We start from the raw sequence: 17,670 nt of genomic DNA, 5'->3' as shown, positions 1-17,670 counted from the left end.
TGCGTCGCTGCATATGCGATGTAATCTCCGCGCCGGAAGCCCGCAGGACACCAACTTGACGAACGGAACATGCAATGACGACATTCAAAACCATCGATGATTTGGCCGATCTTTCCGGCAAGCGTGTTCTTCTCCGCGTCGATCTCAATGTTCCCGTCAAGGATGGCAAGGTAACCGACACCACCCGCATCGAACGAGTTGCCCCAACCATCATGGAACTGTCCGGGAAAGGCGCGCGGGTGATCCTGCTGGCGCATTTCGGCCGCCCTAAGGGCGAGGCCGTGCCTTCAATGTCGCTCGACCCGATTGCCGGCATCGTCGAAAGCGTTCTCGATCACCGGGTCCATTTTGCAGCCGATTGCATTGGCGAAACCGCCCGGAAGGCCGTTGACGCCATGGTCGACGGTGATGTGCTGCTTTTGGAAAACACACGCTTTCATGCTGGCGAAGAAAAGAACGATCCCGCATTCGCCAAGGCACTGGCTGAGAACGGCGACATCTTCGTCAATGACGCTTTCTCGGCGGCCCATCGCGCTCATGCCTCGACCGAAGGACTGGCTCATCTCCTGCCGTCCTATGCCGGGCGCACCATGCAGGCAGAGCTCATCGCGCTCGAAAAGGGTCTTGGCAACCCTGCGCGACCGGTCGTCGCCATTGTTGGCGGCGCGAAGGTATCAACCAAGATCGACCTGTTGCAGAACCTGGTGAAGAAGGTCGATGCACTGGTCATCGGTGGCGGTATGGCAAACACCTTTCTGGCTGCCCGCGGCATCAATGTCGGCAAGTCCCTGTGCGAGCATGATCTTGCTGACACCGCCAAGGCAATCGAGGCTGAGGCCTCGGCATCAGGATGCGCAATCGTTCTGCCTGTTGATGGCGTTGTCGCCCGCGAATTCAAGGCTGGAGCAGACAATGAAACAGTAGATGTCGCAGCCATTCCCGCCGATGCGATGATGCTCGACGTCGGACCAAAATCCGTCGAAGCCATCAATGCCTGGATCACCAAGGCAGATACGCTGGTGTGGAATGGCCCGCTTGGCGCCTTTGAAATCCCGCCATTTGAAGCGTCCACCGTGTCTGCCGCTCAACATGCTGCTCGCCGCACCCGAGAAGGTCTTCTGGTCTCAGTCGCTGGCGGCGGTGACACAGTCTCAGCACTCAATCACGCAGGTGTGGCGGAAGATTTCACCTATGTGTCCACGGCAGGCGGCGCCTTTCTGGAATGGATGGAAGGTAAGCCCTTGCCCGGAGTTGATGTTCTCAAGGTCTGAAACTGGCGACCGGTCCGCTCTGCGAGCATACGACCGTTAAGGATGACCCCAAAAAGCCATGTATATTCAATCGATTAAAAGACATTCAATCGATTCAAGCCACCTGAAGCCTATTTTCTCCCGGTCGCAGCATCTGTTAAAGCAGCACCCAACAAGCTGATAAACGGGGATTAAGGCATGATGAACGTAACCATGGCGCAACAGATGGCGAAGAAGGACGGCTTCATCGCTGCGCTCGACCAGTCAGGCGGATCCACGCCCAAGGCTCTCAAACTCTATGGCGTGGAAGAAGACGCCTATTCCGGCGATACAGAGATGTTCGCACAGATCCACGCCATGCGCGCCCGCATCATCAAGTCGCCTGCCTTCACCGGCGAAAAGGTGATTGGCGCTATCCTGTTCGAGCGCACCATGGATGGCGAGATTGATGGTATTCCCACAGCCGACTATCTTTGGGACAAGCGCGGCATCGTGCCTTTTCTGAAAGTAGACAAGGGACTGATGGATGAAAAGAACGGCGTGCAGCTGATGAAGCCGATGGGCGATCTCGATGCGCTTTTGGAGCGCGCTGTCGCCAAGAACATCTTTGGCACCAAGATGCGCTCGGTCGTCAATGCCGCCAACAAGGACGGGATCGAAGAGATCGTTGCCCAGCAATTCGAAATCGGCCAGCAGATCCTGGCTCATGGATTGATGCCTATTCTCGAGCCCGAGGTGAATATCAAGATTGCGGACAAAGCCGAAGCCGAAGCACTGCTGCTTGATGCGATCCAGCGGCACCTCGATAGCGCTCCCGCCGCTCAGCAGGTCATGCTGAAACTGTCGCTTCCGACCGTCGCCAATCTCTACAAGCCGCTGGTCGATAATCCACGTGTCATGCGCGTCGTCGCACTCTCGGGCGGCTATTCCCGTGACGAGGCCAACCAGTTGCTCAGCGCCAATGACGGGGTAATTGCCTCGTTCTCGCGCGCTTTGACCGAGGGACTGTCACACGGCCAGACGGATGCCGACTTCGATGCGACGCTGGCTGCCACGATCGACAGCATCTTTCAGGCCTCTCGCGCCGCCTGATCAGGCACTCCCGAAACGGATTTGTTTCAACCCGCCGTGGCAACTCGGCGGGTTGTCTTTTATGCTGGCCAGGCATCCAAGCCATGATGGTCAGTCCTGACAGGGAGATACGATAGCGTCCATGAACAGTTTTCTTGTCGGCCTCCTAAGTTGGCTTCTGATCCCGCTCGCCCTCGTCAAAGGACTGGGCGTCAGGAAGATTGTGCCTCGTCTTCCGCCGCCACGTGGTCGACCAAAGGGCCAGGTTGGCAATGGCACCGCCGAGATCCGTCTTCTGATCATTGGCGATTCGTCTGCCGCGGGCGTTGGCGCCGACCGGATTGAAGACACTCTCGGACCGCAACTCGCATCGGCGCTGAATGAAGCTACCGGCAATCCGGTTGCCTGGCGCAATGCCGGCGCCAATTCCGCCATTGCCGCGCAAGTGCGTGACCATGTGATCCCTCATATCGAAGAGCGCGACTTCACCCATGTGATCGTGACCGTCGGCACCAATGATGCCAAGAATTTTGTCACCCGCTCGACTTTCAAGAAGGGTTTCGGCGGCCTGCTGTATGCAGTCCACGCCCGCTGGCCCGAAGCAAAAGTCTTCTGGTCGCCGGTGGTCGATATGCCCGATGTTCCCGCACTACCGGCTTCACTGGGCTTCATCCTCGGCCTGCGCGCGCAGATCATCAATAAAATGGGTGCTCAGCTCTGCCGCGAACGCAATGCGATTGCCATGGCGCCACTTCCTGTCGAAGGGCCCGAGGGCTTCGCCATCGATGGATTCCATGCCAATGCGCTCGGCTACAGGCACTGGGCTCAGCATATCGCCCGGATCATTCAGGCCGAAGCACCAGCGACATCATCATCGCAAAAATCAGAATAAGCGCGATTTTCCAGACGTCACCCCGCCGTCTCAGTCCTGGAAGACCAAAAGGTTTGATCAAATGCAGTCCCATGGCTACCAGAACCAGGACAAGCAGTATTTTTGTCGACATGCGTCACGCCTTTTTCACTTTAGCCATACACCTGTCATGATCCTGGTCAATCAGCTAGGCTTTACGAAATCTGGGCGATGATTCCCGGTTCGCCAAAATCCTGAAACACTTTTACACACCGGTCCATCATGCGCAGAAATCTCCTTCCCGTATTGTCATTGCTTCTCGGCACGGCTTTCCTGCTGGCTGGCAATGGCCTTCACGGCTTGTTGCTGCCCATGCGTGGCTCCGCGGAAAACTTCTCCCCGACTTCGCTTGGTCTACTTGGTACCAGCTGGGCCACCGGTTTTGTTCTCGGGTGCATATTCTCGCAAAGGCTGGTCCGGCGAATTGGCCACGTTCGCGCCTTCTCGGCATTTTCCGCAACGATTGCCATTATCGCGCTGCTCACCGGCCTGCTGGTCGATCCGATCAGCTGGATCCTGCTTCGCGTGGTCACCGGTTTCTCGCTGGCTGCTGCCTTCATGATCATCGAAAGCTGGCTCAATGAGCGCGCCACCAACGAGACCCGCGGCCTGATTTTCTCGCTCTATATGACCGTCACCTATGTTGCCATTGTCGCCGGTCAGATGAGTGTCGCCTTCGGTGATGTGACACAAACAACGCTGTTTGTAATCGCGGGCATTCTTTATTGCCTGGCTCTTCTGCCCACGGCCGTATCGACCGCATCCAGCCCGGCGCCGTTGAAGGAGATCAAGCTTGATCTCGGGATGATATACCGGAATTCGCCGGTCTCCTTCATATCCATCCTCTTGATCGGCGTCGCGAATGGCGCGTTCGGCACCCTGGCGCCGGTTTTTGGTGCCACTGTCGGCCTGAGCACGATCACCATCGCCACCATGATGTCGATCACCATCTTTTCCGGCGCCGTCATGCAGGTTCCCGCCGGACGCATGTCAGACCGCATGGACCGGCGCTATGTCCTTGCTGGCCTCGCCGTGATCGCAGGCTTGTCGGGGCTGGCCATCGCATTGGTCAAGCCATCAGGCATCGCGGTTCTGTTCGGCTTGGTGTCGCTCTATGGTGCGATGTCCTACACCCTGTATTCCATCACTGTTGCGCATGCGAACGACTTCGCACCGAGTGACAAGTTCGTCACGGTGTCAGGCGGCTTGCTGCTGCTCTACGGTATCGGCACCATCATCGGGCCGCTCGTCGGCGGCATTACCATGGGCTACAGCCCTTACCTGCTGTTCGCGGTCACGGCAGTATCGCACTTCGGGATTGCCGCATACGCAATGGTCCGCACCCGCATACGCGCCGCCATCCCTGCCGAAGAGCGTGAGAACTTCTCTTCCACGCCATCGGCAAGGGCCGCGACACCTGAATCGATCAATCTTGATCCCCGCGCAAGCCAGGAAAACTAGGTCCGGCTGAACAGGGATATTAGGCTGGGCGGGCGTGCAAACCGCTTCAGCTCAGATCAAGCACGATCTTGCCGATGTGCTCGCCATCTTCCATCCGTCGGTGGGCTGCAGAAGCCTGATCAAGCGGAAAGATCGAGTCCATAACCGGAAGCACTGTGCGCGCGTTCAACAACGGCCAGACATGCTTGCGCAGTTCCTGAGCGATCTCCGCCTTGAACGCGATGTCGCGAGCTCTGAGCGTTGAGCCTGTGTGGGTCAATCGCTTCATCATCAGTAAGGCGAAATCTGCTTCGGCCTTGCGCCCTCTCAGAAAGGCTATCTGGACAATCCGGCCCTCAATCGCGGCCGCCTGATAATTGCGGGTGATGTAGTCTCCGCCCACCATGTCCAGAATAAGATCTGCTCCCTTGCCATCGGTCGCTTCCTTTACCGCCTCGACAAAATCCGTCTCACGGTAATTGATAGCCAGATCCGCGCCCAATTCGCGCATGGCTGTACATTTTGCTTCTGATCCCGCTGTTGCCAGCACCCGCGCGCCAAACGCCTTTGCAAGCTGAATGGCGGTCGTCCCGATACCGGAAGTGCCGCCATGAACCAGGAAAGTCTCGCCGGACCTAAGCCCGCCGCGCTGAAACACGTTATGCCAGACGGTGAAGAACGTCTCCGGGATAGCTGCCGCCTCTGTCATGGTCAGCGCCGGGGGAGCGATGAGCGCATTGGTCTCGTCAACGGTGCAGTACTCGGCATAACCGCCGCCTGCCACAAGCGCACAGACCTGGTCGCCCGGCTTGAACCCCTGCACGCCAGCCCCAACCGCTTCAACCTCACCCGCAATCTCCAGACCAGGGATATCCGATGCACCTGCGGGCGGTGGATAGGCCCCCTGCCTCTGCAGGCAGTCCGGACGATTGACCCCAGCCGCAGCAACCTTGATCAGCAGTTCGGTCTCACCCGGGACAGGCCGCTCACGCTTGGTAAGGGTCAGGACCTCGGGGCCGCCGGGTTGACGAATTTCAATGGCACGCATCTAATCATTCTCCTGCTGATACTTTTCCACAACTTAAGCAAGGGGTGGGACGACGGCAATGCCGGTTGGCCCTTGAAGCAGGTCTAAAGACGGGAAAGCCGCACGCACCGTCAAAATGCGGCATTCGAGGGGCAGGAAAGCGAGGGAATGGCCATGTTTGCAGATGATGACCGTCCAAAACCAAAGAGACTCCATGAAATCGGATGTGATCTCACATTCCTGTCTGCTGCAGAACTGGAGGAGCGAATCGCCTTGCTGCATGAAGAGATTGAACGCCTCAAAACAGAAAAATCATCAAAGACATCCAGCCGCAGCGCAGCAGAGGGTTTTTTCAAGTCAAAATAAAGCAAACAGAGCAAGGGCTTATGGGATTAGTATCTCACGTTAAGCTTCGGTTAAGCTTTACAAGTCTTTACTATACACATCCGGGCTTCCTGGATTTGACAGTTTGACCTGCGGTCAAGCTGTTTGACGCCTCCCTGTTAAACTCTTGAGAGCCGCTGATGCGGCTCTTTTTTTGGCTTGATCCTGACCGGAGAAGCCCCCTAAGATAAAACCAACACCAAAAATGTCTGCGCAGGCGGCTTTAGCCCAGCAGAAATGAGACTGGATTGACGTTCGCGATCGACAGATCGCGTCCGCTTTATCGGCTGTTTCAAAGCGGTTTTCACGTTAACCCTTTCTTAAGAATAGACTTGCCGAATACGGGTGCTCGGTTCATTCTGTCTGGGCAAGGCAGAGACACTCAATGCCTGCAAACGCCGCCTACCGAGTATTTTGTAATCAGGAATTTCCGGCCCATGTCTGAGACCAGCCTCAACACAGTAAACCTCGCAGACCGCATGGCCAACTCGGCCCAGTTTAAGGCGCTCTATGCCGAAGGAATGGGGCTGGTAGAGGAGACCGCAAACTATCTCGACGGCCCCGGACGGGCAGCCTCGAAAGGTTTGCCACGCTTGGCCGGCGTTCTCTACGCCGCAGAATCCATGCGCCTGACCACACGTCTTATGCAGATGGCATCCTGGTTGCTCTTGCAGCGTGCCGTGAACAACGGCGAGATGAACCGCGATCAGGTTCTTGCCGAGAAGAACAAGGTTCGTCTCGACAGCTTCAATTGCGACCGCACGGCCCAGGGCTGGAATGACCTGCCGGACGCCTTCCGCGATCTGGTCGAACGCTCGCTGCGGATACAGAACCGGGTGGCACTGCTTGACCGCGAAATCTACCGTCCTGCGGAAGCCGCAGCCCTGAAGCCCGACAACGAAAATTCGGTCCAGGCCCAGCAGAATCTTCTGCAGACTGTTTTCAACAAGCGCTGAAAACCAAAAATCAAAACTGTTTGTTCCAAAGCCCGCGGGTACACCCTGCGGGCTTTTTGCATTGGCAGTTTCGAGATGAATTGACCTGTGATCGAGACAACAAAAAACCCGCCTGAACCGGCGGGTCTTGAGTCTCGGCGATTTGCCGTTTGTCTTAGAGGCTGAGGCCTTCGAACCGCTTCTTGAACTTCGAAAGACGACCGCCGCGGTCCAGCATCTGCTGGTTGCCGCCGGTCCAGGCCGGGTGCGACTTAGGATCGATTTCAAGGTTCATGGTGTCGCCTTCGGCGCCCCAGGTTGACTGGGTCATATATTCAGTGCCGTCAGTCATGACCACCTTGATCATGTGGTAATCGGGATGGATGTTCGCCTTCATCTTCTTTGTCCTGCCGTTGGGAGGCCCCTGCGCAGCGATGCTTGCGGCATTTTGGCCAAACACATAAATGAAGCCGGTGTCCTTTGGAACAACGACTTCCCAATTCGATGGCGAGCCTATACATGAAGGCATTGGCGATAACAAGGGCCGCGTCCGAATTTGCAGGTCTGCCGCTACATTGAATACGCATACCGGGAGCAGACGTGGCTGAACAAACAGATACACCCAAGACGGCCCGCCAGTCGGTTCGCCCGCTTTCCAGACTTTTCCCCTATGTCCGGCGCTATCCACATCTGGTGTTTGGCGCGCTAGGGTTTCTGTTGCTGGCGGCGGTGACGACCCTGACACTGCCCATGGCAGTACGCCGGATGATCGACCATGGCTTCTCGGCCCAGGACGCCGGTTTCATCAACACCTATTTCTCGATGCTGGCGGCTATCGCCATAATCATGGCCCTTGCCTCAGCCTGCCGCTACTATTTCGTCATCACGCTCGGCGAACGAGTCGTTTCCGATATTCGACGCGATGTCTTCGACCATGTCACCACATTGTCCGCCGCCTTTTACGACGCCAACCGGTCTGGCGAGATCGTTTCGCGCCTGACCGCAGACACCACGCAGATCAAATCCACAGTCGGCGCGACCGCTTCACTTGCCCTGCGCAACACAATTTTGTGCATCGGTGCCGGTGCGATGATGTTCATAACCTCGCCCAAGCTTTCCAGCCTTGTTCTGGTTGCCATCCCGATCATCGTTTTTCCAATGGTCGGATTTAGCCGCAAGGTTCGAAAGCGCTCGCGGATTGCTCAGGACAGTCTGGCCGAGGCCATGACCTTTGCCGGCGAGGCCATCGGAGCAACCCGCACGGTGCAGGCTTTCAACACTGAAGCCCGTGCCCAGGGCCGTTTCGGCGATGCCGTCGAAACCGCCTTTACAACCGTACGCCAGTCCATTCTTGCCCGCTCCATCCTGACAGGGTTTGCCATCGCAATGGCTTTCGGATCCGTCGTGGCCGTTCTCTGGTATGGTGCGCAGTCGGTTTTGTCAGGCGAACTGTCCCCCGGCACGTTGGGTCAGTTCCTGCTGTATTCTGTCTTTGCCGCAGGAAGTCTTGGTGCCCTGTCCGAAGTATGGGGTGAACTTTCCCAGGCTGCCGGTGCCGCAGAACGACTGAGCGAACTGCTCGATGAAGTGCCCGATATTCGTGCACCGCAATCCCCCAAGGCTCTGCCTTCCCCGGCAGTCGGGGACATACGCTTTGAAGATGTCCGGTTTGCCTACCCTGCCCGGCCCGAAACATTGGCCCTGTCTGGCACCAGCTTTCACGTGCGGCCTGGAGAAACCGTCGCGGTCGTTGGCGCGTCAGGTGCTGGCAAGTCGACGCTTTTCTCCCTGATCCTGAGGTTCTACGACACGACAAGCGGATCTGTGTTTGTCGATAACGTCGATGTCCGCGACGCCGACCCAGCCGATATTCGCGCCCGCATCGCCTTGGTCCCGCAGGACGTGACAATTTTTGCAGGCAGTGTCGGCTACAATATCGCATTCGGAAGATCAGGAGCCAGTCAGGCCGAGATTGAGGCTGCAGCGAAAGCAGCTCAGGCGCACGACTTCATCATGGCGCTGGACGAGGGCTACAACACTCCGGTCGGCGAACGCGGCATAACCCTCTCTGGCGGTCAACGCCAGCGCGTGGCAATTGCCCGTGCGATCCTGCGTGACGCCCCCATCCTGCTCCTGGACGAGGCCACCTCGGCGCTTGATGCAGAAAACGAAACGCTGGTGCAGAAAGCCCTTGAAGGACTGATGCTGGACCGCACCACGATCGTCATTGCCCACCGGCTTGCAACGGTACTGCGCGCCGGTCGCATTCTGGTCATGGACAAGGGGCAGATCGTCGAAGAAGGCAGTCATGCAGAGCTTGTGGCCCGCGGTGGACTGTACGCCCGTCTTGCAAGGCTGCAGTTCGAGCACGGGGCGGAAGCGCTTTCCGCGGAAGCCGGTCTCGCTCTGGAAAAGACAGCCGGCAAATAAATTGCTGAGCGCAATATTGTGAAACAACACAAATCAGGTTAATTATCTGGCGTTCGTCTGGAAGCCACGCGGGGGGCGGGACCTCTGTCCGCGGGCTATAACAGGAACATTCAGAAGGTGTATCCACAATGCGGAATGACGCGGAGTGGCGGACCCTGCTCCTTGCAGGCGTTTGCTATGCTGTGTGGTTGTTGCTGGCGTTTGGGTGGGCTGACCTGCCGGACACGCTTCGTGTCCTTATGCTGATCCCCACGATCACGCTGCATTCCTCGCTACAACATGAATTTTTGCACGGTCATCCATTCAGGAACCAAAACATAAACGATCTCTTGATAGCCCCGCCAATTGGAGTGCTGGTGCCCTACCTGCGCTTCAAATCCTGCCACCTTACCCATCACATCAACGAAAACATCACCGATCCCTATGACGATCCGGAGAGCTATTATCTCGACCGCGATCTTTGGGCATCCATACCAGGATGGCTCAAGAGCCTGCTGGTAGCCAACAATACCCTTGTTGGCAGGATGACCATCGGACCGGCACTCTCCACCGTCGGCTTCCTCCGCAGCGAGCTCGTTCGCATCAAGGCCGGCGACCGAAACCTTGCTACGATATGGCTGCGTCATTTTCTGGCAGTAGCCTTGCTGTTCTGGCTGATCAGCAACTATGGCAGCCTCCCCGCCTGGGGCTACTTCATCGCAGCGTATTTCGGCATGGGACTTTTGATGGTGCGCTCCTTCATCGAGCATCAGGCGGTTGAAAAAGCCAACCAGCGCTCCGTGATCATAGAAACCAGCGGCCCGCTGAGCCTTTTGTTTCTCAACAACAACTTTCACTCGGTGCATCACGCCTATCCATCCCTTGCCTGGTACCGCATTCCTGAATTCTTTCGGGAGAACCGGGCCCGTTTCCTGCGCATGAATGGCGGCTACCGCTATGAAAGCTATTGGGAGGTGTTCCGCAGGTTCGGCTTCAGACCCAAGGAACCGGTGGCGTGGCCAATCGAAGGCAATCGAAAACAACATGGCGACATCAAGTGATGGCGCATCATGGTCAGACGGTGGCGCCATGATCGGCGCTGCCTCTCTGCCAATGTATGACTGGCCCGAGATCCGTGACGCCACCGATACCGTGTGGGCTTCAATTCGCCTGCAACTGGCCACCAGGGGAATTACGGCGCCTGCGGTACTTGACCGCTCAGCAGACCCCGAACCTCTCTGGAGCGCCCCTGATCTGCTCCTGTCGCAGACCTGCGGCTATCCCTACGCCAACAGGCTTTCCGGCAAGGTGGCGCTGGTCGGCACCCCTACGTATGCGGTGACCGACGCGCAGCCGGGCCATTATTTCAGCGTGCTGGTGGCGCGAAAAAACGAGAGGCCTGAAAGTTTGGGCGACTTGGCGGGCAAGCGCTTTGCCTACAACATGACCCACTCCCAGTCAGGCTTCGCCGCACCGGTCCGTCTGCTTGCCGCAGGCGGTTATGAGAGCCTTCCACAACAGCTCGAAACCGGGGCGCACCGCGCCTCCATCAGGGCCGTTGCTCAGGGCGAGGCAGATTGGGCTGCGATCGATGTCGTCACATGGCAACTGGCCAAGCGCCACGAGCCGGCAGCAGATGATCTCGTTGTCTTTGCCACGACACCGCAGACACCCGCACTGCCGCTCATCACCAGCGCCCTCTATGCAGATAAAACCGATGCAATCGCCGATGCTGTCGAGGCCGCGATCGCCGGTCTTGAGGCAGACGTGCGCGACGCTGTATTCCTAACCGGACTGGCGCGGTTCAAGCCAGCAGTCTACGCCCCGCTCGCAGATTTTCTGCCTGTCCGGCAAGCCTTCCCGCAACTGCCCGGCTGAGAAGCCGCTCTCAGCGCTCCGTAAGTTTCAGCTCGATGCGTCGGTTGGTTGCGTGATCAGCGTCTGTGTCGCCTTCTGCGATCGGCTGGAACTCGCCAAATCCGGCTGCCACCAGACGGTTTGCAGGCACGCCCTCAGAGATCAGGTATTTGACGACCGATGTCGCACGCGCGCTGGAGAGCTCCCAGTTGTCGGCATAACGCCCATTGCCCGACAACGGCACATTGTCTGTATGACCATCGACTCGCAGCACCCAGTTGATTTCATCGGGAATCTCGCGGGCAAGCTCGATGATAGCTGCTGCAAGCTTGGCCATTTGCTCCATGCCTGCAGGGTTGAGCTCGTTGCCACCCGACGGGAACAGAACCTCCGACTGGAACACGAACCTGTCACCGACAACCCGCACGTCCTCGCGGCTCGACAGGATCTCGCGCAGGCGCCCGAAAAAGTCCGACCGGTAGCGATTGAGTTCCTGCACCCGCTGCGCCAGCGCGACATTCAGGCGCCGTCCAAGATCGGCGATCTTTGCCTGGGTCTCCCGGTCCTTGCTTTCGGACACATCAAGCGCATCTTCAAGCGCACCAAGCTGCGTCCTCAGAGCGGCGATCTGCTGGTTCAGCAAATCGACCTGATTGAGCGCGCGCTGGGAGACTTGTTTCTCGGCATCAAGCGTTTCCGACAGGATACCAATCCTGGCTTCTGCTGCGGCACTGGCACCCGAACCGCTTGCCAGCAGTTCCTGCAGCCTGGACCTGTCGGATTCCGATTCTGAAAGCGACGCCTGCAGATTGGCCAGCGTATCCTCGAGATCCTGATTGCCTGATCGCTCAAGCGCCAGAAGCTGTGTCAATTCATTGATCTGGCTGTTGAGGCGGTTGAGCACCTGATCCTTGCCCGATATTTCACGCGACAGGAAGAACTGGGCCAGGACGAACACAGTGAGCAGAAACATGATTGCGAGCAGCAAAGTCGACAACGCGTCGACAAATCCCGGCCAGTAATCGACCGTCCGCTCCCGCCGCCGGTTTCGTGCCAGCGCCATGGCTTATTTGTCCCCGATCTTGTCGGCGAGCTTGTCGAGCGTCTCGCGCAACCGGCGTGATTCAACCTGCTGCGCCTCGATCCAGTCCCTGAGCATCTGCTGCTCGTTGCGCATATTCTTGACCAGACCCTGAATGCCTTCTGCCAGACTCGCCATCGCTGCCGTCGTCCGCGGGGTCATGCCGGAATCCTGTGACATCTTCTGCATCCGTTCGGACAGCATACGGATTTCCTCGGTCGTGCCAGTGGTCTCGGTCGGCATCACCACGCCCGAATCCAGATCCGTCATCGTCGACAGCCAATTTTCAAGCTCGGTGTAAAACCTGTTCTGTGCGCGCCCGGCCTGCAGATCCAGAAACCCGAGAACCAGCGATCCGGCCAGACCAAACAGTGAGGACGAGAATGCCGTTCCCATGCCGTCAAGCGGCGCCGACAGGCCGCTCTTCAGGGTCGACAGGACGTCTTCGGTCCCACCGCTTCCCGGGTCGAGCGACTGGATCACCTGATTGATCGAACCGATGGTGCCGAGCAGGCCCCAGAACGTTCCCAAGAGACCCAGAAACACCAGAAGGCCGATGAGATAGCGCGATGTGTCGCGGGATTCGTCCAGCCGGGTGGCGATCGAATCGAGGATGGAACGCAGCGAGGACGTCGACAGCGCCATTTCCTGGCGGCGTCCGATCAGCGCGCGCATCGGCGCCAGCAGCACCGGATCACGCCCGACCTTCTCGGCATCACCGGTTGCGCGCAGCGAATTGACCCAGCGGACTTCCGGGCGAAGCCTCAGGACATGCGTGAAAACCAGAAGCACACCGACAGCCAAAACCCCGACAATCAGCCCGTTAAGGCCTGGATTGGCAAGAAATGCAGTCTGTACTTGCCGATAAAGGATGGCCGCCACGAAACCGGAGAGGATGAGAAAGATCATCATGCTCCAGAAAAACACCAGCGGACTGGAAAGCTTGTGCGGATCCGCGCCGCTGCCGTCTTCGGAGATACCCCACCCAGACAATGTCAGTTTTGCCATGCGTTGTCCGTCCCGGCCTTTGTCCCAAATCATCAGATAGGTTGAGACTAACCGATATTATGGCGGAAATGAAAGCATGCTTTCAAAACAACGCTATGACGCCACCATCAGGACTTCGGTACGGGCCGCTGTACGAGTTCGAGAAGACCCTTGAGGATGTACTCATTGCCGGCTGCTACGGATTTGGTGCCGAACATGTCCGTGCCACCCTTGGCGTCGGAGACAAAGCCGCCAGCTTCCCGAATAAGAATGATACCAGCGGCCATGTCCCACGGATTGAGTGGTGCTTCCCAGAATCCGTCCAACCTGCCCGCAGCGACATAGGCCAGATCCAGCGCCGCAGCTCCCATACGGCGGATGCCAGCGCACTCGCCCATGACATGACGCAGCTCAACCAGAAATTTGCCGTGATGGCCACGGCCGAGATGCGGCACGCCTGTACCGATCACCGCATCAGACATGGCCTTGCGCCCGGCAACGCGCAGACGGCGGTCATTGAGAAAGGCGCCGCCGCCACGTTCAGCAGTGTAGAGTTCATCCGTGGAAGGATTGTAGATGACACCGGCCACGATCTCGCCATTGCGTTCAAGCGCGATCGACACAGCGAAATGCGGCATGCCGTGCAGAAAATTCGTGGTTCCATCAAGCGGATCAACAATCCAGCGGTGGGCGCCGTCAGTGCCGGTGAGCTCTTCGCTTTCCTCACCCATGAAGCCGTAGGTCGGGCGCGCGCGCAGCAGCTCGGTTTTGATGATGGTTTCTGCCTTGCGATCTGCCTGGCTGACATAATCGCCAGGCCCCTTGAGCGAGACCTGCAAGTTCTGCACTTCGCCAAAATCGCGCGCAAGCGAGCGTCCGGCCTTGAGCGCCGACTGGACCATTACGTTGAGAAGGGCTGAACGCGCCATCTGTCTTATTCCTTGGTGTCGGCGGCGCGATGGACAAACGCGCCATACGCCGGTGTCTCAGGGCTCGGAGCGGAGCATGGTCTTGCGACCGGTTTAATCGGCGCGGCGCAAATAGGTAAGTTCGTTGGTGTCCACGATCACCCGCTCGCCGGCCGAGATGAACGGAGGCACGAGAATACGCACGCCATTCTCCAGCATCGCAGGCTTGTAGGACGACGTCGCCGTCTGCCCCTTGACCACGGGATCGGCTTCTGTGATCTCAAGGGTCACGTGATCCGGCAGGGAAATGCCGATCGGACGCTCGTCATGTAGCTCGACGGTGACCATCATGCCGTCCTGCAGGAAGGCGCGGCGATCGCCAACAAAATCCTTCTGAAGTTCCAGCTGCTCGTAGGTTTCAAGGTCCATGAACACCAGAGATTCGCCCTGTTCGTAAAGGAACTGAAAGTCCTTCTGATCGAGGCGGATACGCTCAACCGTTTCGGAAGCCCGAAACCGCTCATTGAGCTTGGTGCCGTCGATGAGGTTCTTCATCTCGACCTGGTTGAAGGCGCCGCCCTTGCCGGGCTTGACCGCGTTGGTCTTGACCACTGCCCACAAGCCACCATTGTGCTCAAGCACGTTGCCGGGGCGAATTTCATTTCCGTTGATTTTCATGAGAGCATTCCGCGTCGAGCTTTGTCCGGGCCCGGTTTTCGGCCCCGCTTGGCGGCTTCAAGACCACAAATAGCGGAGCTTTTCAAGTCTGCGCCTTGCGCCAACAGTTTCAATGAGCCGAATCAACGCTTGCCGAACTTGTTTGCGGCCTCGATCGCCATTTTTTGCTCTTCTTCGGTAAGGCCCTGGTAGAAGTCATCCAGCTCCCGGTCGTCAAATCCGGCACGACGCGACAGGATATACCATTTGGCAGCTTCCACCGGATCCCCGCTGGTGCCGATCGCGTTGATCTGAAGCACCGCCATCCGGTTCTGGGCAACGACATTGCCCCGCGTGGCGGCAACCTGCATCCAGCGAAACCCGCCCTCATAGTCTTTCGGACCGCCGATTCCGTCAATCAGCCAGATAGCATAGTCAAGTTGCGCGGTGTCAAAACCGGCACGCGCCGCTTTCTCCATGTACTCACGCGCCCGTGCCCGTTTTTCATCCGGAACGCCGTCGGTATTGCGATATATCTGAGCCAGAGCATATTGCGCATCTGCAACGCCTTGCTCCGCTGCTTTCTCGAAATAGGGCAGCGCCTCAAGGATCCCTGCATCACCTGGCTTTCCGGCAACCAGAATCTGCGCGTGGTTGAACTGGGCGAAAGCATTGCCAGCATCAGCTGCTTTCTTCATCAGCTCTTCGGCCTTGGCCCGGTCGGGCTTCACATATCTGCCCTCAAGCAACATCAGGCCATACTTGAACTGCGCGGAAGCATCTCCGCTCTCGGCAGCCTGTTTGTACCAGAACGCAGCGTCATCCATGTTGCGCGCAACACCAAGTCCCGATGCAAACAGCTCCGCGAGCAGGGTCTGCGCCGCCGGATCCCCAAGTTGCGCGCGTGGCAACGCCAGTTCCATTGCGGTCAGATAATAACCACGCTGAAACGCCCCGAACGCCCGCACGGTGGCATCAGCGGGTTTCTTGGCGTCCTTGACATCTGCAGCAGGGGCTGCGTCGCCGCTGTCAGTTTGGGCAGCCTCGCCGCTGGTGCTCTGGGCAGAGGACGGCGCTGCTCCGGCAAGTACCAGCATCAATGCGAACGGCAGCAATCTGTATGATCGGCAAAGCATGGCAACCATCCTGCGAAAGGTCAAAACCTCGAGGTCCGACTTTCCATCCATTATCGGCCTAACCGTGGCGCTTTTTCGTCAAGAACAGCATTGATTTCGGCAACAATCCGCGCAGCGTCAGCGGGATCAGAGAAAACAGCTTTGCCAAAGGCAATAAACTCCGCTCTGGTTTGCGCCATTTCTTCCACAAACGCGATGCTGGTACCGCCCATCAGCAGGCAGGGAATCTCGATCATGTCGGCCCACCATTCAGCAAGCGCAATGTTCTTTGAGTGCGGCTCTGGCTTGATGTCTCCGTCAATGGATCCGAAGATCACATAGTCAGGCTGGGCTTCGCCAATCGACAAGGCCGAATGGCGCTCCCGTGCATTGCCACCACCGACGATCAATGCCGGAGCATGCTGCGCAACGATTTCCGCCATCGCTGTCGGCCCCACCTCAACATGGATCCCGTCCGGTCGCACCCGGCCGGCGACCCTGGAATCGCCCGCGACCAGCGCCGCTGCACCCGCAGCCTGAATGATGGGGACCAGAGCTTCGCATCGCTTCTGGAAGCTTTTATCATCCAGGCCGTGCTGCGGAATGATGACGGAAGCCACGTCGCCTCCGCGAAGCGCATCGCCTGTCACCTGAGCCAGTTGAGCGGCATCTGCAATATCCGGTGTTACGAGTACGAGACGGCAACGATCGTTCGGGACGGTCATGGGAATTCCTGTCAGGGCCAGCGCTGAAAGCCGATATGGCCAATTTGCTCCAAACGGGATAGACCGCCGCGACACAAGGATCAACCACCACAATGATGACTGACCCGTTCTTCTATGCTGCCGCCATTCCGGCGGTCATCATGGTTGGCCTTTCAAAAGGCGGTTTCGGCGGCGCGATGGCGCTTATGGGAGTGCCGTTGATGGCGCTGGCCATATCGCCGGTACAGGCCGCGGCTATCCTGCTGCCAATCCTCATCGTCATGGATATGGTCAGCCTGTGGACCTGGCGCAGCCAAAAGGACACCAGGACGCTGGTTATCATGGTGCCGGGCGCGCTGATCGGTATCGCCATCGGCTGGGCCACGGCAGCATGGGTCACCGTGCCGATGATCCGGCTTATCGTCGGTGCCGTCGCCCTCTGGTTCGTCTGGCGATATGTGATGCAGAAACTGGCTGCCGCCCGCAACGGGGGCACGCATGTTACGCGCGGGCATCGTCCGGTCGAAGGCATGTTTTGGGGCACCCTGTCTGGTTTCACCAGCTTTGTCTCCCACGCCGGCGGCCCGCCCTACCAGATCTATACATTGCCACTGCGCCAGGACCCCAAGACCTACACCGGTACCAGCGTTCGCTTCTTCGCCATCATCAATGCGATCAAGCTTGTGCCCTATTTCGCGCTTGGGCAGTTCGATGCCACCAATCTTTCAACCTCGCTGGTGCTGGCGCCGTTGGCGCCGGTAGCAACGCTGGCCGGCGCATTCATCGTCAGGCGCATGAAGCCGGAGATTTTCTACCCATTCATGTACGGCATGGTCTTCCTCGCCGCCCTGAAACTCATCTGGGACGGTGCCATTCATCTATTGGCTTGATGACAACTGAGCCTTCAGATGGTTTGATGTTTTACTGCCCGAGTT

18 protein-coding genes are annotated in these 17,670 nt (G+C 58.1%); 10 read left to right on the top strand and 8 right to left on the bottom strand.

All coding sequences use genetic code 11. The features are described from left to right. Nucleotides 1–74: 74 nt before the first annotated feature. From WNZ14_RS22745 to WNZ14_RS22730, 4 genes are all read left to right on the top strand, one after another. Complete coding sequence (locus tag WNZ14_RS22745; protein WP_342870973.1) at nt 75–1,271, top strand: phosphoglycerate kinase; 1,197 nt, start codon at nt 75–77, stop codon at nt 1,269–1,271. A 177-nt stretch (nt 1,272–1,448) separates the two neighbouring features. Then, nucleotides 1,449–2,342: a fructose bisphosphate aldolase gene (locus WNZ14_RS22740; RefSeq protein ID WP_342870972.1), complete on the top strand. Its 894-nt coding sequence runs from the start codon at nt 1,449–1,451 to the stop codon at nt 2,340–2,342. 121 nt (nt 2,343–2,463) lie between these two features. After that, entirely contained in the window at nt 2,464–3,213 is a 750-nt protein-coding gene (locus WNZ14_RS22735) for an SGNH/GDSL hydrolase family protein (protein WP_342870971.1), read from the top strand. 240 nt (nt 3,214–3,453) lie between these two features. Next, complete coding sequence (locus WNZ14_RS22730; protein ID WP_342870970.1) at nt 3,454–4,692, top strand: MFS transporter; 1,239 nt, start codon at nt 3,454–3,456, stop codon at nt 4,690–4,692. Between the two features lie 46 nt (nt 4,693–4,738). On the opposite strand, the gene WNZ14_RS22725 is transcribed toward WNZ14_RS22730, so the two are convergent. Next, complete coding sequence (locus WNZ14_RS22725) at nt 4,739–5,719, bottom strand: NAD(P)H-quinone oxidoreductase (RefSeq protein WP_342870969.1); 981 nt, start codon at nt 5,717–5,719, stop codon at nt 4,739–4,741. A 147-nt stretch (nt 5,720–5,866) separates the two neighbouring features. On the opposite strand from WNZ14_RS22725, the gene WNZ14_RS22720 reads away from it, so the two are divergent. Beyond that, complete coding sequence (locus WNZ14_RS22720) at nt 5,867–6,064, top strand: DUF1192 domain-containing protein (RefSeq protein ID WP_342870968.1); 198 nt, start codon at nt 5,867–5,869, stop codon at nt 6,062–6,064. 455 nt (nt 6,065–6,519) lie between these two features. Continuing rightward, entirely contained in the window at nt 6,520–7,038 is a 519-nt protein-coding gene (locus tag WNZ14_RS22715; RefSeq protein ID WP_342870967.1) for a DUF1465 family protein, read from the top strand. 154 nt (nt 7,039–7,192) lie between these two features. On the opposite strand, the gene rpmE is transcribed toward WNZ14_RS22715, so the two are convergent. Next, entirely contained in the window at nt 7,193–7,414 is a 222-nt protein-coding gene (rpmE, locus tag WNZ14_RS22710) for a 50S ribosomal protein L31 (protein WP_152007527.1), read from the bottom strand. A 203-nt stretch (nt 7,415–7,617) separates the two neighbouring features. Here rpmE and WNZ14_RS22705 point away from each other — a divergent pair, with 203 nt between their 5' ends. The 3 genes from WNZ14_RS22705 to WNZ14_RS22695 all read left to right on the top strand — a co-directional run bounded on the left by WNZ14_RS22705 (nt 7,618) and on the right by WNZ14_RS22695 (nt 11,304). After that, the gene (locus WNZ14_RS22705) at nt 7,618–9,447 is read left to right on the top strand and encodes an ABC transporter transmembrane domain-containing protein (RefSeq protein ID WP_342870966.1); all 1,830 of its coding nucleotides are present in this window, start codon (nt 7,618–7,620) and stop codon (nt 9,445–9,447) included. A 128-nt stretch (nt 9,448–9,575) separates the two neighbouring features. Next, nucleotides 9,576–10,487 carry a fatty acid desaturase gene (locus WNZ14_RS22700; protein WP_342870965.1) on the top strand — a complete coding sequence of 304 codons (912 nt, stop codon included), beginning with the start codon at nt 9,576–9,578 and terminating at the stop codon, nt 10,485–10,487. Continuing rightward, nucleotides 10,471–11,304, top strand: coding sequence for a PhnD/SsuA/transferrin family substrate-binding protein (locus tag WNZ14_RS22695; protein WP_342870964.1), 834 nt, complete (start codon nt 10,471–10,473; stop codon nt 11,302–11,304). The genes WNZ14_RS22700 and WNZ14_RS22695 overlap by 17 nt, the downstream gene beginning before the upstream one ends. A 10-nt stretch (nt 11,305–11,314) precedes the next feature. Here WNZ14_RS22695 and WNZ14_RS22690 read toward each other — a convergent pair whose 3' ends face one another. From WNZ14_RS22690 to WNZ14_RS22665, 6 genes are all read right to left on the bottom strand, one after another. Then, nucleotides 11,315–12,346, bottom strand: a complete 1,032-nt coding sequence (locus WNZ14_RS22690; RefSeq protein ID WP_342870963.1) for a peptidoglycan -binding protein — start codon at nt 12,344–12,346, stop codon at nt 11,315–11,317. Nucleotides 12,347–12,349: 3 nt separating this feature from the next. Then, the gene (locus tag WNZ14_RS22685) at nt 12,350–13,372 is read right to left on the bottom strand and encodes a flagellar motor protein MotA (RefSeq protein WP_342870962.1); all 1,023 of its coding nucleotides are present in this window, start codon (nt 13,370–13,372) and stop codon (nt 12,350–12,352) included. Between the two features lie 107 nt (nt 13,373–13,479). Next, complete coding sequence (locus WNZ14_RS22680) at nt 13,480–14,280, bottom strand: inositol monophosphatase family protein (protein ID WP_342870961.1); 801 nt, start codon at nt 14,278–14,280, stop codon at nt 13,480–13,482. A 93-nt stretch (nt 14,281–14,373) separates the two neighbouring features. After that, entirely contained in the window at nt 14,374–14,937 is a 564-nt protein-coding gene (gene efp / locus WNZ14_RS22675; RefSeq protein ID WP_342870960.1) for an elongation factor P, read from the bottom strand. Nucleotides 14,938–15,059: 122 nt separating this feature from the next. Beyond that, nucleotides 15,060–16,052, bottom strand: coding sequence for a tetratricopeptide repeat protein (locus WNZ14_RS22670; protein WP_342870959.1), 993 nt, complete (start codon nt 16,050–16,052; stop codon nt 15,060–15,062). 50 nt (nt 16,053–16,102) lie between these two features. Then, nucleotides 16,103–16,756, bottom strand: a complete 654-nt coding sequence (locus WNZ14_RS22665; RefSeq protein WP_342870958.1) for a thiamine phosphate synthase — start codon at nt 16,754–16,756, stop codon at nt 16,103–16,105. Nucleotides 16,757–16,848: 92 nt separating this feature from the next. Here WNZ14_RS22665 and WNZ14_RS22660 point away from each other — a divergent pair, with 92 nt between their 5' ends. Then, a complete protein-coding gene (locus WNZ14_RS22660; RefSeq protein WP_342870957.1) occupies nt 16,849–17,625 on the top strand; it encodes a sulfite exporter TauE/SafE family protein in 777 nt (258 codons plus the stop codon). Nucleotides 17,626–17,670: the final 45 nt, after the last annotated feature.

The organism is Hoeflea sp. AS60, assembly GCF_038900115.1.
Taxonomy (GTDB): domain Bacteria; phylum Pseudomonadota; class Alphaproteobacteria; order Rhizobiales; family Rhizobiaceae; genus Hoeflea.
This window is presented reverse-complemented; position numbering and strand designations above follow the sequence as displayed.

What these genes read in the sequence shown, in the direction of transcription:
- WNZ14_RS22745 (WP_342870973.1), top strand. Translation starts at nt 75, where the DNA reads ATGACGACATTCAAAACCATCGATGATTTGGCCGATCTTTCCGGCAAG.
- WNZ14_RS22740 (WP_342870972.1), top strand. Translation starts at nt 1,449, where the DNA reads ATGATGAACGTAACCATGGCGCAACAGATGGCGAAGAAGGACGGCTTC.
- WNZ14_RS22735 (WP_342870971.1), top strand. Translation starts at nt 2,464, where the DNA reads ATGAACAGTTTTCTTGTCGGCCTCCTAAGTTGGCTTCTGATCCCGCTC.
- WNZ14_RS22730 (WP_342870970.1), top strand. Translation starts at nt 3,454, where the DNA reads ATGCGCAGAAATCTCCTTCCCGTATTGTCATTGCTTCTCGGCACGGCT.
- WNZ14_RS22725 (WP_342870969.1), bottom strand. Translation starts at nt 5,719, where the DNA reads ATGCGTGCCATTGAAATTCGTCAACCCGGCGGCCCCGAGGTCCTGACC.
- WNZ14_RS22720 (WP_342870968.1), top strand. Translation starts at nt 5,867, where the DNA reads ATGGCCATGTTTGCAGATGATGACCGTCCAAAACCAAAGAGACTCCAT.
- WNZ14_RS22715 (WP_342870967.1), top strand. Translation starts at nt 6,520, where the DNA reads ATGTCTGAGACCAGCCTCAACACAGTAAACCTCGCAGACCGCATGGCC.
- rpmE (WP_152007527.1), bottom strand. Translation starts at nt 7,414, where the DNA reads ATGAAGGCGAACATCCATCCCGATTACCACATGATCAAGGTGGTCATG.
- WNZ14_RS22700 (WP_342870965.1), top strand. Translation starts at nt 9,576, where the DNA reads ATGCGGAATGACGCGGAGTGGCGGACCCTGCTCCTTGCAGGCGTTTGC.
- WNZ14_RS22695 (WP_342870964.1), top strand. Translation starts at nt 10,471, where the DNA reads ATGGCGACATCAAGTGATGGCGCATCATGGTCAGACGGTGGCGCCATG.
- WNZ14_RS22690 (WP_342870963.1), bottom strand. Translation starts at nt 12,346, where the DNA reads ATGGCGCTGGCACGAAACCGGCGGCGGGAGCGGACGGTCGATTACTGG.
- WNZ14_RS22685 (WP_342870962.1), bottom strand. Translation starts at nt 13,372, where the DNA reads ATGGCAAAACTGACATTGTCTGGGTGGGGTATCTCCGAAGACGGCAGC.
- WNZ14_RS22680 (WP_342870961.1), bottom strand. Translation starts at nt 14,280, where the DNA reads ATGGCGCGTTCAGCCCTTCTCAACGTAATGGTCCAGTCGGCGCTCAAG.
- efp (WP_342870960.1), bottom strand. Translation starts at nt 14,937, where the DNA reads ATGAAAATCAACGGAAATGAAATTCGCCCCGGCAACGTGCTTGAGCAC.
- WNZ14_RS22670 (WP_342870959.1), bottom strand. Translation starts at nt 16,052, where the DNA reads ATGCTTTGCCGATCATACAGATTGCTGCCGTTCGCATTGATGCTGGTA.
- WNZ14_RS22665 (WP_342870958.1), bottom strand. Translation starts at nt 16,756, where the DNA reads ATGACCGTCCCGAACGATCGTTGCCGTCTCGTACTCGTAACACCGGAT.
- WNZ14_RS22660 (WP_342870957.1), top strand. Translation starts at nt 16,849, where the DNA reads ATGATGACTGACCCGTTCTTCTATGCTGCCGCCATTCCGGCGGTCATC.